Annotated in this window: 11 protein-coding genes; 4 read left to right on the forward strand and 7 right to left on the reverse strand. The window is 46.1% G+C overall.

Annotated elements, in window-relative coordinates; genetic code table 11:
• Positions 1 to 228: 228 nt before the first annotated feature.
• Positions 229 to 732, reverse strand: a complete 504-nt coding sequence (locus tag QUB44_RS23740) for a hypothetical protein (protein ID WP_333371293.1) — start codon at positions 730 to 732, stop codon at positions 229 to 231.
• A gap of 225 nt (positions 733 to 957) precedes the next feature.
• On the opposite strand from QUB44_RS23740, the gene QUB44_RS23745 reads away from it, so the two are divergent.
• Entirely contained in the window at positions 958 to 1104 is a 147-nt protein-coding gene (locus QUB44_RS23745) for a hypothetical protein (RefSeq protein WP_015211800.1), read from the forward strand.
• A 597-nt stretch (positions 1105 to 1701) separates the two neighbouring features.
• Here QUB44_RS23745 and QUB44_RS23750 read toward each other — a convergent pair.
• Together QUB44_RS23750 and QUB44_RS23755 are read right to left on the reverse strand one after the other, a co-directional pair.
• Positions 1702 to 3009, reverse strand: a complete 1308-nt coding sequence (locus QUB44_RS23750; RefSeq protein ID WP_333371295.1) for a hypothetical protein — start codon at positions 3007 to 3009, stop codon at positions 1702 to 1704.
• Between the two features lie 3 nt (positions 3010 to 3012).
• Positions 3013 to 4089 carry a cysteine synthase family protein gene (locus QUB44_RS23755; RefSeq protein WP_333371297.1) on the reverse strand — a complete coding sequence of 359 codons (1077 nt, stop codon included), beginning with the start codon at positions 4087 to 4089 and terminating at the stop codon, positions 3013 to 3015.
• A 636-nt stretch (positions 4090 to 4725) separates the two neighbouring features.
• Here QUB44_RS23755 and QUB44_RS23760 point away from each other — a divergent pair.
• Positions 4726 to 5172: a heavy metal-responsive transcriptional regulator gene (locus QUB44_RS23760; RefSeq protein ID WP_015211797.1), complete on the forward strand. Its 447-nt coding sequence runs from the start codon at positions 4726 to 4728 to the stop codon at positions 5170 to 5172.
• Here QUB44_RS23760 and QUB44_RS23765 read toward each other — a convergent pair whose 3' ends face one another.
• The 4 genes from QUB44_RS23765 to QUB44_RS23780 form a co-directional block, all read right to left on the reverse strand.
• On the reverse strand, positions 5173 to 8298 hold the full coding sequence (locus QUB44_RS23765) for an efflux RND transporter permease subunit (protein ID WP_333371301.1): 3126 nt from the start codon (positions 8296 to 8298) through the stop codon (positions 5173 to 5175).
• A 76-nt stretch (positions 8299 to 8374) separates the two neighbouring features.
• The gene (locus tag QUB44_RS23770; protein ID WP_333371303.1) at positions 8375 to 10324 is read right to left on the reverse strand and encodes an efflux RND transporter periplasmic adaptor subunit; all 1950 of its coding nucleotides are present in this window, start codon (positions 10322 to 10324) and stop codon (positions 8375 to 8377) included.
• 73 nt (positions 10325 to 10397) lie between these two features.
• Positions 10398 to 11114 (reverse strand): DUF305 domain-containing protein, encoded by a 717-nt coding sequence (locus QUB44_RS23775; RefSeq protein ID WP_333371305.1) that lies wholly within the window; start codon positions 11112 to 11114, stop codon positions 10398 to 10400.
• Positions 11115 to 11763: 649 nt separating this feature from the next.
• On the reverse strand, positions 11764 to 14205 hold the full coding sequence (locus tag QUB44_RS23780; protein WP_333371307.1) for a heavy metal translocating P-type ATPase: 2442 nt from the start codon (positions 14203 to 14205) through the stop codon (positions 11764 to 11766).
• Between the two features lie 143 nt (positions 14206 to 14348).
• Between QUB44_RS23780 and QUB44_RS23785 the strand changes: the two genes are divergently transcribed.
• Positions 14349 to 14693: an ArsR/SmtB family transcription factor gene (locus tag QUB44_RS23785; RefSeq protein ID WP_333371309.1), complete on the forward strand. Its 345-nt coding sequence runs from the start codon at positions 14349 to 14351 to the stop codon at positions 14691 to 14693.
• Positions 14694 to 14754: 61 nt separating this feature from the next.
• The gene (locus tag QUB44_RS23790) at positions 14755 to 15675 is read left to right on the forward strand and encodes a vitamin K epoxide reductase family protein (protein WP_333371311.1); all 921 of its coding nucleotides are present in this window, start codon (positions 14755 to 14757) and stop codon (positions 15673 to 15675) included.
• Positions 15676 to 16201 lie beyond the last annotated feature (526 nt).

A 16201-nucleotide genomic window follows, 5' to 3' on the forward strand; every position in this document is an offset into this window, starting at 1 on the left:
AATTAATTATAAAATGGAACCGAAAGATCAAAAACAAAGGTAACTTAGTTAATGCAGTTTAGATGTCGAACAGCTTAACATCATTCCCGCAGTACCTGCAACGATTAAACCAGTCTTCAGAGATTTCATTTGTTTTTGTCCTTTGTTTGTTAGTAATGAACAATGACTGCCCCAAAATTCATCAATTCTTGAAGCAAAATTCCTATGCGTTCAGAGCAAATCAGCTATCTATTGACTGAAGGTAAAACGACCGTTCACCTTTTCTCCGTTAATATCCGCAGTCACCTTCAGTGGATAATTTCCTGCATCTTTGACTGGAAATACAACGGCGTAATGTTTGCCCTCAGCATCGTATTTGAAGTCCAGCGTTTGCTGCTGTCCATTCGGAGACTGCACTTGTGCCGTCACTTTTGCATTAGGAATCGGTTCGTGGGTATCACCTTTTTGCAAATAAAGATCTAAGTGAGTTCCGGTATCCTCTTTCAGAGTTAAAAGTTCTAGGTGGTAAGGTCCAGACTCGACAACTTGACCTCCTTTAGATGGTTTGGGAGGTTCTGTTTTAGCAGATGCTGCAGGAGAAGCGGCCGGACTGGAAGTATTAGGTTGAGAGGCAACAGGAGCGGATGTTGGGCTGCTGTTTGGGCCGGTTCCTTGGTCGCTTTTGCTGCAAGCTCCCAAAAACAGCAATCCGACACTGCCTAGAATAACTAAGCTTGACTTGAGCGCTTTCATTCGATTTATTTTTTGGGTACAATAATTAGAATATGACACCCAAAAATGAAATCTGGATGAAATCTTCAGACTTTCATACAGGTATTCGGATCGTGACCTCGGAAATTCAATATTTTTATCATTTTTAATCTTTCCCCCCCTTGACTCTATAGCCGACTTGAGGGTTTATGCTATATATAGTTTTCCAAAGAAACTTTTCGATCCTAGATTCCCAGGTAAAAATTCATGATTAAAGCAACTCAGACTAAACGCTTCACTCTTGCAGCTTTGACGGCAGTTCTCCTGACAGCAGGTACAGCCGCGGTTGTCTTTGCCGCCGGCCCCTGTACTACTCCTACTCCTGACTGCCCTCAAGCTAATTGCGATAAATAATCCTTATTTTTCCACTGCGTGTAGATTCCATCGCCAATTTTTCGCCGGATAAGCAAGAAAAGATCCGACAGCAGCACGATCTCAATTTTGAGTGACTGCTGCTTTTTTCTCCAATATTATTCTTGACAATATAGAGTATTTTATCGAAAAATTGGATGACTATAACCACTACACAAAACTGAAAGTGGCTATCACTATAATGATTGGGTTCAAACTTGCCTAAAACTGCTATGAAAAAAATTGGAACAGAATCCTTAGAACAGCAGCTACTAAAAAGTCGTTCAACAATTATACTTACTCACATCAAATCTGGTAGCTAGTTTTCTAATTGCTCTTTTACCCTGCTTCTCGAATAGTGCGATCTTGCTTGTGTGCAGACTATATAGTGTGCACACAAGTAAGTCCTGAGATAGTATAACACCCTGGCGGGGTGACAACCCCGCCAACTGTAATCGACAATTAAAGCGATGGCGATGGGGAAACTAATGATGATGCCAAGAAGTAAATACTGATTAGCGATCTCTCAAAATTTTGATGGTTTACTCCATGCGATCGAGGATGTCTTACGCCTTGCGTCCGGCGCCGCCTTGGCGGTTGCTATAATTGTTTGCGTAAATTGAACGCGAGACAGGATACTTCTATTGTTAAAGAAATAATCATCGCGCTCGCAGCCGCAATTGCACCCGATGCCCCAAGCTGAACTGCACCGAACGCAACTAAAAGCAATATAGTCGTGCCAATCCAAGTTGCATAATTCAGACCTTTGGTTTGACCTGCCCCGACCAAAAAACCTTGAGTAGCATTTTGCACCGCCACCAGAAGGGGTACAAACGCGCACAACAGCAATACGGGACGGATACTCTCAACCAGGGCTTCATCGTTGCCGATAAAACTTTGCACAACCTGCAACCCAAATGGCGTTGTACTACCTAAAAACAACAGTAGCGAACAAAATCCACCCACACTGAGGGCAAATGCAATTAATTGGCGATCGCTCACTCGATCTCGATTTTTGATAATCACCTGCTGCACCATGCGAGTCGCATTGGCAATCACCAAAACCAATCCCCAAGCCGCAGGCCAAGCCGCCAATGCAATATTAGCGTCTTGGGCGCGGGCAATAATTCCCACCAGGACAGCACGTCCACCCCAGACTACTAACATTGAAGAGCCTAAAGGCCAGTAGAAATTCCACACACTTTTGAGATTGGTGGGTAGCTTTAACTCAGAATCAATGGGTCGAGGCAGACGAGTGGCTCCTAGCCGGTGCGCCGCAATGGTTACAACCAGCGCCTCTGAGAGAACCCCCGCGATCAAAGCAGTCCCCGCCAGCACTGCGCCTGACATTTTCAACATAAATCCGCCCCATAACGTTAGGGCTACAATTAACAAACGAACCATGCTAGCTTTGGCAACCGCCTGAGAATGACCTGTGTGGATGAGCAATCCTTGAAAATAACGCCGCCACGCGATCGCCAAAGGCCAGAGAAACATTAACGTCAACACACTCTGCACCGTCTGCCGCAATTGGGGTGGAATTCCCAACAGCGTCCCTCCCAGCGTGGCGAAAATAAACGGCAGCGTCAGCAGCAACAGTAACGCACTCAGTCCGCCCCCTGCTAAAAGCGTAAATCGCCACAAGGCGCGACGCGATCGCCCATTCGGTGCCAGCGCATTCGAGGCGTGCAGAAGCATAATAATCGGACTTTCAAAAAAGACCGCGAGGGCTTTGGCAATGCCCACGGCTGCCAAATTCACCCGTGCATCGGGTAAATGAGCTAGGGCAGCCGTCATCATCGGATCGCCAAAAGCCATTGCCACATCGCTGAGGGAGAGGGGAATAAATTGCCGCCATAAATCTAGCAGACCGATTTTAGACGGACTTTGAGAAGCCTTTAAGGTCATTGTTTATACAGGTTGTTGCTGTCGCACGAGGGTAAGAGGGACGCTTTGAAGGGCGTTAATTGTAGCGGTGAGGGCTTTTTGTTCCAAGATTTCAATCCCTTGCTCGGACAGCCATTCTGGATTGTAGACTGTTTCGAGATAGCGATCGCCTCGATCCGGGTTCAACAGTACCATGCGTTGAGAATGGGGATGCTGCTGGCTGTAAGCCAGGGCAGCGGCAACGATAGCGCCTGTGGATGCTCCTAACAACAAGCCTTCTCGACGTGCCAGGGCATGACAAACAGAAAAGGCAATGCGATCGTTCACAGAATATGCTGCATCCAGAACCATTGGATCAAAATTGGGCGGTACAAAAGATAACCCCAATCCTGTCATTTTATAGGGGTGAGACGGCGTGCCAAAAATAGCCGAACCTGCCACATCTACGCCGACAATTCGAGTTTGGGGATGACGCTGTTTAAAATATCGGCTAATTCCCGCCAATTGTCCCGCCGTACTAACGCCAATAACGATAACATCTGGTGCTAGGGGAAAAGCCTGTTCGATTTCGCGAGCAGTAAATTGCTCGTGGGCAGTTGGGTTTTCGGGATTGCGGTGCTGGCAAGGATACCAGGCACCAGGAATGGTTTCGGCGAGTTCTTTGGCTTTTTTCATCCTCGCAACTTGCATCGATCCATTGGCATCTGCCGCACTCAGGGGGACATCTACCAATTCTGCTCCATAGGCAGCCAGCATTCGCCGAATCGGGGGCGGTGTTTTACCATCGATGACAATCATCACGCGATAGCCTCGCGCTGCACCAATCATTGCTAAACCAATGCCGAAATTACCCGAACTAGATTCAACAATTGTGCCGCCGGGGGCGAGTAACCTGGTACGTTCTGCGTGTTGAACCAGACACACAGCATTTTTCTCTTTAATGCTGCCACCGGGATTACAGGATTCTAATTTGAGATAAAATTCGTGATGCTGACAGAGTTCGCTCACGCGATTGAGACGAACAATGGGAACCTGTCCTATTGCCTGGGTGATATCGCCAGCTAGGGAGGATTTCAGCGGTGTTTGTAAGAGTTGAATCATTGATTTAGATCCTTCAAAATACACGGTAGTTAGTCCTGGTTATCTCTCTTGCTTGCCTGCGGAAAACGTTAGTATCTGAGCGCGAGATCATGCTTATCAATTAGCCAGAAGCCCTCTTTGCCTAATTACAAGCTTGCAACGCCATAATCAGGGTAAACGCATCTAATTTCTAAATTCCCATATATAGCTTCTGAGTAGAGACAAAAGCGCTATAGGTGGAAAATTAGATCCTTCAAAATACACGGTAGTTAGTCATGGTCATCTATCTTCCTTGCCTGCGATAAATTTCAGCATTTGAGCGCGAGATTATGCTCATCAATTAGCCAGAGGGCATCTTTGCCTAATTACAAGCTTGCAACGCCAGAATGAAATTGGGGTGAAATAAGTCAGGTTCATTGATTTAAAAAATTATAGGAAAGAGCGCAGGTATAAGTGGTTTTTATATTTCAGGGATAAGCAAGAGAATATCCGACAGCAGCAGTAACTCAAAACAGAGTTACTGCTGCTTTTTGAGTCACTAAAATTATTGACAAAATAAAATATTTTATCAGCAAAAATTGGGTAAGTATAAACAGCACAAAAAAGTAAAACTGGCTATCGCTATAATGATAGGGTTCCAATTTACCTAGAACTGCTATGACAACATTTGAAACAGAATCCCTAGAACAGCAGCTACTAAAAATAGGAAAACTAGCCAAGCAAACTGGTGTTACTGTAGGCACCCTGCGATACTATGAAAGCCTAGGGTTACTGGAACCTGCCTTACGCAACAGTAGCGGTTATCGTTACTACACAGCCGATGCTGCCAGACAAGTGCAATTTATTAAGAAAGCCCAAAGACTCAACTTTTCTCTTCAAGAAATTCAGCAAATTTTGACCTCTCGCCGTCAAGGAATAACAGCTTGTCCGCTAGTGCAAGACTTATTAAGTCGCAAAATAAATTTCTTTGAGCAGGAAATTCAGCGCATGAGTGCGTTCAAAGCTGAGTTGGAAGCTTATAAAAAACTTTGGACAAATCGAACTTCAGACAATCCCGATAGCGAGGAACTTTGCACTTTGATTGAGGGAGTGAAGGAGGCTTAATCAGCTAGCTATTTCAGCTTTAGCTACCTTGCCGTCTTCAATAACTGGCTGAGGTTGTTGAGGTCGTAAAGAATGCCCGAATTGAGCATACAAAGCGGGCAAAACTAACAGAGTTAAGGCTGTAGAAGTAAACAATCCGCCTAAAACTACTACTGACAAAGGTTGCAGGATTTCCTTTCCGGGTCCGCCCTCTACTACTAAAGGTGCTAAACCTAAAGCTGAAGTTGAAGCTGTCATCAAAATAGCATTGAGTCGTTCCATCGAGCCTTTAATAATTGCTTCCTTAAAAGGCATTCCCTCGGCAAATTTAGTGTTGTAGTTGTCTACTAAAAGCAAACCGTTACGGGTAGCAACGCCAAATAAAGTGACAAAGCCAACCAGGGAAGCTACAGAGATGATGCCGCCCGTCAAAGCTACCGCAATTACTCCTCCTACTAATCCGATCGGCAAATTAATCATAATCATAGCAGTTGAAGCGATAGACTTGACGGACAAGTACATCAATACTGTAATTACCAAAAAGGCGATCGCACTAAATATCATAATGTTTTCTGAAGCTCTTTGTTCTGCTTCAAATTGACCGCCGTACTGGATAAAATAGCCAAAAGGCAACTCTACCTCTCGTTTTACTTTAGCTTGAATTTCATTCACAACCGATCGCAAATCCCTACCTTTAGCATTAGCCGCCGCCACAATCAAGCGAGAAACATTCTCGCGGTTAATCGTATTGGGCCCCGTACCGTATTTGACAGTCGCAACTTGGGCGAGGGGAATTTTATTGCCGCTTGGAGTATCAACCAACAAATTCTGAATAGTTTCTAAGTTATTTCGGGCTTCGGGCTGTAACCAAACAACTAAGTCAAAAGTTTGCTGCACCTCCAAAACTTGAGAAACTACTCTGCCGTTTAAAGCTGTCTCAATTAATTCAGAAAGCTCTCCAATTTTTAAACCGTATCTACCCGCAGCTTGACGGTTAAAATTAATTTGAATTTGTGGCACTGGCACCTGCGGTTCGAGTTGCAAATCCACAATTCCCTCAACAGTTTTCATTTGCTCTTCAACTTTGGCACCGAGGCTGCGAAGCTGATCCAAATCCGGGCCAAAGATTTTGACAGCAATCTGACTTCTGACACCAGATAAAACCTCATCCATCCGGTGAGAAATAAAACCGCCGATATTTGGTGCAACTCCCGGCAATTTAGCAAATTCCTGCCGCAGCGCCTCCAAAGTTTTCGGCCTGTTTTCCATGCCCTCCTCGCTCAAACCAATATCAATGTGAGCTAAATTGACTCCGGCAGCATCAGCATCTCCCGGAGCCCTGCCCGATCGCACTTGCACGTATTCAAACCTGCTATCATCCTTAAGTGCATCTTCGATCGCAAAAGCCGCGCTATCTGTTGTTTCCAAAGACACCCCCGGATAAAGGAGAATAGTATTCACCAAAGTTTGCTCCTGAAACTCCGGTAAAAACACCCGTCCAAAAGATGGCAAAATAATTAATGCAGCCACCATGCTAGCAGCAGCAAAAGCTAAAATTATCGTCGAATAGCGCATTGACAATTCTATAAAAAAATGATAGATGCGCTTGCAAAATCTCGGCAACCAAGGTTCCTCGGAACTCATGCGTTTGGTAGGCAACAAGATAGCGCAAAGGGCGGGAGATATTAACAGCGATTCCAGACTAGAAATCACAACAACTACCAAATAAGTAATCCCCATCGGCGTAAAAATCCGACCTTCTACACCGGGCAAAGTAAAAATAGGAGAAAACACAACAATCCCAATAACAGTCGCTCCAATTAACGAATCGCGCACCTCTTGACTGCCGTCAAAAATCACATCCATTACCGGACGCGGATTAAGAGAAGACCTATTTTCTCTCAAGTTGCGGTAGGTATTTTCGGCATAGACGATCGCATCGTCGATCGCAGTGCCGATCGCCACCGACAAACCCCCTAAAGTCATCGTATTCAGCCCCAGCCCCAGCCAATACATCGCCAGCAGCGCGAACAGCCAAGTCAGAAAGAAATCCAGCAAAACAACCGCCAGAGTGCGCCAATTCATCAAAAACGGGATCAGGATGATGGTAACAATGATGCTGCCTTCAACTAAAGCCGATCGCACATTCTCCACCGAGGAATTAATATATTCTTCCTGTCGAAAAGTCACAGTAACTTTAATATCTTTTGGCAGAGCTTGCTGCACCTCAGCCATTGCTGCCTCAACCGCTTTAGTTACCGTCGGAGTATCAGCAACTGGCTGTCTGTTTACCATCACAATCACAGCTTTTTTGCCGTTAAAACTGCCATCGCCCCGCTTGATTGCAGCACCAATTTTGACATCAGCGACATCAGCAATTCTGACAGGCGTTCCGTTGCGAGAGGCGATCGCAGATTGCTGCAAATCTTCCACAGACGCAATCCGCCCCACCCCCCGGATTAAAGTTTCTCGATCCGGCGTAATTAAATACCCCCCCGGCGCGTTAACATTCGCAGCCGCTGTCGCTTCGGCAACTTCCTGCAACGACACATTAAAAGCTTTCAACTTTGCAGGTTCTACTAATACTTGATACTGCCTCTGATCGCCGCCGTAAGCCACCACTTGAGCCACGCCAGTCACAGCTAGAAGGCGATTTGTGACTTGCCAATCAACCAAACGGCGCACTTCCATCAAAGGAGTAGTTTCCGAGGTAAAAGCATAGGTAATCACCAAGCCGACTGGAGAAGTTGTAGGAGAAATTTGTGGTGCTTCTACTCCTGCGGGAAGCTTGCTTTGAGCTTGCTGCAACCTTTCTGTTATCAACTGGCGGGCTTGGTAAATTTCAGTTCCCCAATCAAAGATTACCTTAACGGCAGAAAGCCCCACAGCCGAAGACGATCGCACTGCTGTTACTCCAGGAGTTCCGTTAATCGCACTTTCGATCGGTAGTGTTACCAAAGACTCGATTTCTTCCGGCGCGAGCCCCGGTGCTTCCGTCTGAATTTCCACCTGCGGGGGTGCGAAAGGCGGAAAGACATCAAGCGACATTTGGGGAATGATAGAAAATGTCCAAAGACTAACAATAATGGTGGCGACAACGACTAGCCACCGACGGTTTATTACCCATCTCAGAATAGTGCTGAACATTTAATAATTTGGGAATTGGGAATTGGGCATTGATAAAAACAGCTATCCGTGTATCCGTGACTTCTTTGTCGTGCTGTTACTTCAAACTCTTGACTTCTTCCTCTTGAGTTTTAACGTGATGGTTGTCATTGTGTAACACCAGTTCAGTGTCTAAGGCCGATGCAGAGGCGGAAAAACCATTATTTGCGGAATGGTTTCCTGAATCCGCTGCTATTGCTGGCAATTTGCGCCGATTTCCCCACAACACGCCGGCTGTGAAAGTCAGGGATGCGATCGCAATTCCTCCCCCTATTCCCGCCCACCATAAAGACACGGGTAAATTATTAAAATTAACCTCTGTTGCCTTTGGAGTTGCCTCTTTCTTTTCCTCGTCTTCTGAGTGTTTATCGCTACCGCCCCGCAAAGATTGTGCGTAAAGTTGAGGTGCTCGCTGCGTTACTATCAAATCTCCCTCGAATAAACCCCTCTTCACTTCAACTAAATCTCCGGCAGTTTGACCGAGTTCAATTTCAACAGCTTGATAAGCATTGCCATTTTGGACGTAAACGGTTTTTTTCCCGCTAACATCCACTACCGCCGCACTCGGAATTGCTAAAATATTTGTTGCAGTTTTGTCGGTTAAAATCTCCAACTCAGCAAACAGTCCTGGCTTTAATTCGCCGTTAATATTATCTATTTCTGCTTTCACCGGCACAACCCGCGTTTCTCCTTCGACGGATGACCCAATGAAGGCGATTTTTCCATTGAAAATGCGATCGGGTAAATTAGCAACTTTTACCCTGACTTCCTGACCCTGTTTTACTTTATTCAGGTCTTTTTCGTAAATATTGGCTGTGGCAAAAACGCGGCTGTCATTTAACAGACTCATCAACGGTTTTTCAGCGTTTACTGACTCTCCTGGGGTGATTTCGCGATCGGCTACCGTCCCGGCAATCGGAGCAACTACGGTAACGAGTCCTCGATCGTTGGCAGCAGTTCCTAATTGTTGCAGTCGCGCTTGATACGCCGCATCAGCCAAGCGAATGCGCGACTGAGCGACTTCGACGGCAGTTTTGCCCCGTTTGACTTGGTTCTCGGCTTCTAGAACTTCCCGGCGGCTCAGAGATCTGGTAAGTTGAGCTTTTGCTTCTGCTACTGTGCCTTGAGATTCCCGCAACTCCCGCATCGGCAGGTCTACTTCGGCTTGTTTAATTTCGGTTTGGGCTTTGATAACTTCTGGACGGCTTTTTGCCTTAGCAACAGCGGCTTGTGCTTCGGCGAAGTGGGCTTGCGATTCCAGCATTGTGCGCCGCGCGATCGCCCCAGATGCCACTAATTCTTTGTCGCGCTCGAACTGTTCTTTGGCCACAGTTAATTCAGTTTCTGCCCGCGCTATTTCTGCTTGCGCTATTTCAACTTGACGCTGATAGTTTTCTTGAGCAACTTTGACAACAGAGCGCTTATTTACTAATTCTTGCTCTTTTTCGTACTGTTGGCTAGTTGCTGCTAATTGAGTTCTGGCCTGTGCTATTTCAGCTTCAGCTATTTTCACCAGGCGATCGTAATTTTCTCGTGCTAGTTTGAGATCGCCTTCCGCTTGCTGCAAATCTGCCTCAGCTTCGGCACGTTTCGAGAGAGATTCAACCCGCAACTGTCCTAATTCTGAACTCGATAAAACCGCAACCGGTTGACCTTTTGATACTTTGTCCCCAGGCTTAACCAACAACTCTACTACTTTCCCCGCAACCGGAGCCGTCACTTCTACTTTTTCGTTGGGTAAAGTTTCAATTTGTCCAGTGGTTTTGATGCCGATATCTAGTCGCTGCCGAGCGGCAGGGGAAACTTTAATTCCTAATCGTTTTGCTGTTTCGGCATCGACAGAAATAGCAGTAGGAGTTTCAGTTGTTTCGCCACTGTGCTTAAATTCATCTCCGTGTCCCGCGTGGGCAAAAACGGGGGTGGACTCGATGAATAACAAAAGAGTCAGGAGTATTCCCGAAAAGTGAACTATCGGTGCTGAGGAGCGGACACGGCGGTAGTATTGCATGATTGAGTAGGGGAGAATCTGAACTCAAAGATCAGTTTTGCAGATAAAAATGAAATCCGGGTGAAATATGGTGTTACTGTTTGTACCAAGCTTGTCGCCACTCTTTCATTTGCTCGATTTCTTGCTTTTGCGAAGTCACAATCTCTTGGGACACTTTCTTTATTTCCGGCCGCTTCGACTTCTTCAAAGCATCTTGGGCCATCACTAAAGCTCCTTCGTGGTGGGGAATCATCGCATTGAGAAATCGCAAGTCAAATTGGTCGTCAGCGGCCCCTAAATCCATGCTCATCATCATGCTTTGCATTTGTTCGGGAGTCATTGCCATCGTGTGACTCATTGCAGCGTGATAAGCCATTGGCGTACTGCTGGCTTTGGCATACCAAGCTTTTCGCCACTCTTTCATTTGATTGATTTCGCGGTTCTGAGCGGCAATCATCTCATTTGCTATTTTTTTCATTTCCGGGCGTTTGGATTTATTGAGTACCTCTTTTGCCATGTTTACTGCACCTTGATGGTGCAGTGTCATGCCATCAATAAATCGCAAATCGTACTCGGCATCAGCCGGGCCTAAATCCATTGACATATTGTGATCCATGCCATGATTCATGCCACCCATGCCACCTTGTGCCGCGTCTGGCTTGTTGTTCACTTCGGTTGCAGCCGTAACGTTTGGGGCTTGAGTTTGGCTTGTAGGAGCTTTTGAACAAGCTGCGAGCACTCCGCTGGTTAGGGCGGCTGTGGCGATCAATGTCAGCCCTGCAAAGCCGGTTTTTAATGAAATTGGTTTCATAGATTTTATATGCTTAAAAGGACTATTTATCTTCAGCTTTCCACATATAAATGAAATTAGGATGAAATTTTCGCATCGGTATTGTAAAAAATTATTGCTGTGCTGCCGATCGCACTCAAATTTAAGATTTACAGGACTCACAACCTAATTATGTAGGGTGCACAGTGCGCGCCTTACCCCTATGGGTAGGGTGTCAAACCAGTTTTTCCATAATTCCTGATTAATTTCGCAATCCCCCATTAACTCTCCAGTGGACTAGAGAAGTCCAAGCAGTTGACTCAGCCGCCGTTGTTTAAGCCGATCTCAAGACGAAGTTGGTGACAATCCAAACTGTGAAACCGGAAAATGAAGTTAGGAAAGCGATCGCATCTGTTGGCAGTTGAAGACAGAAGGCAGAATATGGCGTTGCTGAATTAGGGTATGAATTCAAGATTTCGGAAGGGCTATAAGCCAAGTAGGGTGAGTTTTGTAACTTCAAGCGAAAAGTTAATTCATACCGTGAATCAGCAACGCCCAAATTTTCAACTGTAGATAGATCAAGGATTTGAGCATTTATTTTCTAACAGAATGGCCCAAATCAAGGTTTTTGGTAAAAGTCTTATGATATAACCATCCCAGATTATTTTCTGCCGAAACTGACAAAAGAGGGTTAATTCCATTCATTGACTTTACTCTGAAATAAACGCATAGCATTGAGTGTTACGAGCAAGGAAGACCCCATATCTTCAAAGACAGCCATTGGCAGTCCAATAATTCCAAAAACGCCTAAAACGATAAACGTCGCATTCAAAATTAAGGCAACTGCAATACTTTGTTTAATGACCGATAGGGTTCGACGACTCAGTTGAATCGCATAGGCTAATCGCCTTAAGTCATTTCCGACCAGCACGACATCAGCCACTTCTAATGCAACGTCAATTTTACCGACAGCGAAGCTAACATCAGCAGCAGCCAAGGCAGGTGTATCGTTGATGCCGTCTCCAACCATGCCGACAACACCAGAGCGACGCAATTTGTAAATCGCTTGCAATTTATCTTCGGGGAGTAGTTCAGCCTGATACTCTTCAATCCCAACTTGCTGAGCAACCTGTCGTGCGATTTCTGCTCGATCGCCCGTCAGCATGACGAGCCGTTTCAGACCCATCTGTTTCAACAACCGCACGGCTTCTGTGGATTCAAGCCGTAGTCCATCTGCAAGCGCGAGCGCCCCCACCAATCCCTGTCGTGTTCCAATTAACACGGGAGTTTGCCCTTGAGATTCAATTTTTGCCAGGAGCGATTGAGCGGCGGCTGAAAGTTCAATGTCTTGTTCTTCAAACAATCGACGATTGCCCACAAAGTAGATTACCAGTCCAAATTTTGCCCAAATTCCTTTGCCAGGAATAGCAGTAAAGGATTCTGGAGACTCTAGCTCCAATCCTTGAGCCGTTGCCTCAGCGACAATCGCTTTTGCCAACGGATGTTCTGATTGTTGCTCTAACGAGGCAGCGACCATCAAGATCGTGCGATCGCTCATCGCACCCAGATTGTGTACCTTCTGCACCACAGGCAGCCCTTGAGTAATTGTGCCTGTCTTGTCAAAGGTTAATGTTGTGAGCCGTCCCGCAGTTTCTAACGCATTTCCACCTTTGAAGAGCACTCCATTACGAGTAGCGGCGCCGATCGCACTAATGAGCGAAACAGGCGTCGCAATAACCAGAGCGCAGGGGCAAGCAATGACCAGCAACACCAGAGCTTTGTAGAACCAGGGCTGGAAGGGCTGAGCAAACAGGAGCGGGGGAACGAGTGTAATGCCAGCGGCAAGAATCAGGACGATTGGAGTATAGATGGCAGAGAAGCGATCGACCCATTGCTGAATTGGCGCACGGCTCTCTTGTGCCTCTTCCACCAGATGAACAATCCGAGCAACGGTTGTATCTTTGGACGTGTGTGTTACCTCCACTTCTAGAAACCCTGTTTGGTTTAAGGTTCCTGCAAATACTTGATCTCCTTTTTCCTTATTCTCTGGCAACGACTCTCCAGTAATCGGAGACTGATCTACTGCACTGACACCAGAGATGACAACACCATCGAGCGCAATTCGTTGTCCGGGGCGAATCGTCAGAACCTCGGCTACCTGAACACTTTCCACTGAAACAGAAACTTCTTGCCCATTGCGCTTGACTGTTGCGCTTGCAGGAGTCAGATCCATCAAGTCTCGAATCGCATTGCGGGTGCGACCAAGTGTGAAATTTTGTAGTGCTGTTCCCAGTGCAAAGAGGAAAATGACGAGTGCGCCCTGAAACCACTGACCGAGAATAGCTGCCCCAATCGCGGCTAAAGTCATCAGCAGGTTCATGTCGGCTCGACGCAGTTTGAGCGCAATCCAGGCGGCTCGTAAAATGGGCACAATGGCAATGACTAAACTGATTGCATAAAACCCCTGAGCCACTAGCGACAGTAGCAATGAATGCTCTGCAATCAAGCCTAAGAGCAAGCCAATGCCACTAAAAACAACCGTTTGCCCTCGACGGGTTTTTAACCAGAACTGCCATCCGGTTCGGTCAGACTGGCGCGATCGCGAATCAGTCGCAGGTTGATCGGTTGAAGTTGGTATATCGTCGGTTCTGTCAAAGTTTCTGTCTGCTTCGACTGTGTATCCTAAGCTCGTCACCCGCTGAATGATGTCAGTTTTGCTAACTTGTTGCGGGTTGTAAGTCACCTTTAATCGTTCTGAAGCAAAATTAACCGTTGCCTCAGCGATTCCAGGTAACTGCTGTAGATTGGCGACAATGGTCTTGGCACAACCACCACAGTCCATGCCACCGACATGGGCTTGGAGGGTTTGAGTCGAGGGGAGTTGAACTGGAGGAGACTGATTTGGCATGGGGTTAAGGGTGTAGCCCAATGCGATGACGCGATCGCGAATGGTGACCTCATTCACTTGCTGGGCGTCGTAAGTTACGTTCAGCCGTTCTGTCGCAAAACTGACCTTCGCTTCAGCGACTCCGGGAAGTTGCTGCAACGTTGCTTCGATCGTCTTGGCACAACCGCCGCAGTCCATTCCACCAATTTGTGCCTGTAAGGTTTTCAGTGCTGAAGCTGAGTTCATTTTCGCAGCCCTTCAAAAATGTGTTCTGGTTGAGATAGACATATCAGTGCTGACTGATGTGTAATACATTAGTCAGCACTGATATATTATTAATGTATCAGCAATTGCTAATATGTTAGGGTCTAAAGCCTACCAATCAGCAAATGACTACCTGCACTCAAACGGCGGACTTGAAGGCAAAGCTCTTTCAAGGGTTTTCTGACTCCTCTCGTTTGTCTATTCTCAATACCTTGCGGAGCGGCCCATTAACAGTGAGCGAAATTGTTCAACAAACGGGGCTTAACCAATCAAACGTGTCTAATCATCTCAGTTGTCTGCGCTGTTGCGACCTGGTTGTACGCGAGCAACAGGGTCGATTTGTGTACTACGAGCTTGCTGATAGGAGAATTGCAACGCTTTTAGATTTAGCGGATGAACTGCTGGCAGACGTAGCCAAAGGCGTTCGTCAATGCTCTCACTATGAGCCGTCAACAACTAGATTGAGCTAGTGTTCAATCGACTGAAGCCAATTGCTGGCTCAATATCCACGTTATTCTTTGTTTCGTAACCATGAGGCGTCAACGTTCTACCCCCTGGATTCATCGCTGGTCACGTCCCTTGATGGCAGGAATTGCGTCAATTGGGGCAGCCGTGACGGCTTATCTGACCTATAGCAAGTTAGCTGGTAACGAAGCAGTTTGTCCGATCGAAGGCTGCGATATCGTGCTTTCGAGTCCCTATGCCTATGTTTTTGGTTTGCCTCTTTCTTTGTTCGGTTTTTTGGGCTATTTGAGCATGATAGTTTTTGCCGTAGCTCCCCTACTTGTTAATCCCGCAGAACAGAAGAGTCTCCGCTCTAAGTTAGAGTCTTGGACGGGCTTATTTCTGTTTGCTGGTAGCACAGCTATGACGATTTTCAGCGGCTATCTGATGTATGTACTGGCTGTTGATATTAAAGCAGCTTGTATTTACTGTATTGCGTCTGCTTTGTTTGCAACTAGCTTGTTTGTCTTAGCATTAATCGGTCGCGAATGGGATGATATCGGGCAACTATTTTTTATCGGAATTCTGGTATCTATGTTAGTCCTGATTTCTTCTCTGGCTCTTTATGCCGATGTCAATAATCTCGGTACAGCTAAGGAAACAAGTATGAATACCACAACATCTTCTGGTACTTCAGAAATTGCTTTAGCCCAACATTTAAAAAGAGTGGGAGCTAAAATGTACGGTTCTTTTACCTGCGATCACTGCCAAATGCAGAAAGAAAGTTTTGGCAAAGAAGCGGCTCGCATTATCAATTATATCGAGTGCAATCCGCAAGGGAAGAATGCTCGTCGCGATCTTTGTGAAGCTGCTAAGATTCAGGGTACTCCTACTTGGGAAATTAATGGTAAGTTTTACTCAGGACAAAAATCTTTGCAGGAGTTAGCTGATTTATCAGGTTATCAGGGAACTCGCGAATTTAGAAACCTCTCAAATCAGCAACGTTGACAACAGTGATTTATGGCGATCGACCTCATCATAGTCGATCGCACGCATCTCGGTTTAAGGTATGAAAAAATACACAATTTTATATTTATGGTAATCGTGCGGTTGTAGCTAATGGGCGATCGATTATAGTTTGTTACTTTTTCAGGAACAGAAACTGTTGATTGTTTCTGAGAGAAACTAAAGTCGGATGAGACGAATACGATTTTCGGGCATTCGTTGGAGATTTGCAGCAACTCTGGGGCTTTTATCGTCGCAAACTGTCGATGTTGGCACAAAAGACGGGGCGCAAGAAAGTGAACCAGAGTGCGGATGCTGTTGGAGGATGGGTTGAAAGAAGAGGCGTAGGGCTAAGGATTTTCTTGATATTGTGCGATCGCTGTAATCCGAGAGTCGCGATCGCTTTTTCATGCTAGCGGGACTTAAACAACAAGTTTTAAAACTAAACATCGTCGCCCCAATCTAGGATACACCGACTTTGAAAACACGCCCTAGGATTCAAGAGACAGCAGATCATGGTGCCCAGGGT

It is taken from the genome of Microcoleus sp. AT3-D2 (assembly GCF_036705715.1).
GTDB lineage: Bacteria > Cyanobacteriota > Cyanobacteriia > Cyanobacteriales > Microcoleaceae > Microcoleus.

Excerpts from the sequence above, each read along its gene's own strand:
- QUB44_RS23745 (WP_015211800.1), top strand. The coding sequence starts at position 958 with ATGATTAAAGCAACTCAGACTAAACGCTTCACTCTTGCAGCTTTGACG.
- QUB44_RS23780 (WP_333371307.1), bottom strand. The coding sequence starts at position 14,205 with ATGAACTCAGCTTCAGCACTGAAAACCTTACAGGCACAAATTGGTGGA.
- QUB44_RS23760 (WP_015211797.1), top strand. The coding sequence starts at position 4,726 with ATGACAACATTTGAAACAGAATCCCTAGAACAGCAGCTACTAAAAATA.
- QUB44_RS23765 (WP_333371301.1), bottom strand. The coding sequence starts at position 8,298 with ATGTTCAGCACTATTCTGAGATGGGTAATAAACCGTCGGTGGCTAGTC.
- QUB44_RS23755 (WP_333371297.1), bottom strand. The coding sequence starts at position 4,089 with ATGATTCAACTCTTACAAACACCGCTGAAATCCTCCCTAGCTGGCGAT.
- QUB44_RS23775 (WP_333371305.1), bottom strand. The coding sequence starts at position 11,114 with ATGAAACCAATTTCATTAAAAACCGGCTTTGCAGGGCTGACATTGATC.
- QUB44_RS23790 (WP_333371311.1), top strand. The coding sequence starts at position 14,755 with ATGAGGCGTCAACGTTCTACCCCCTGGATTCATCGCTGGTCACGTCCC.
- QUB44_RS23770 (WP_333371303.1), bottom strand. The coding sequence starts at position 10,324 with ATGCAATACTACCGCCGTGTCCGCTCCTCAGCACCGATAGTTCACTTT.
- QUB44_RS23740 (WP_333371293.1), bottom strand. The coding sequence starts at position 732 with ATGAAAGCGCTCAAGTCAAGCTTAGTTATTCTAGGCAGTGTCGGATTG.
- QUB44_RS23750 (WP_333371295.1), bottom strand. The coding sequence starts at position 3,009 with ATGACCTTAAAGGCTTCTCAAAGTCCGTCTAAAATCGGTCTGCTAGAT.
- QUB44_RS23785 (WP_333371309.1), top strand. The coding sequence starts at position 14,349 with ATGACTACCTGCACTCAAACGGCGGACTTGAAGGCAAAGCTCTTTCAA.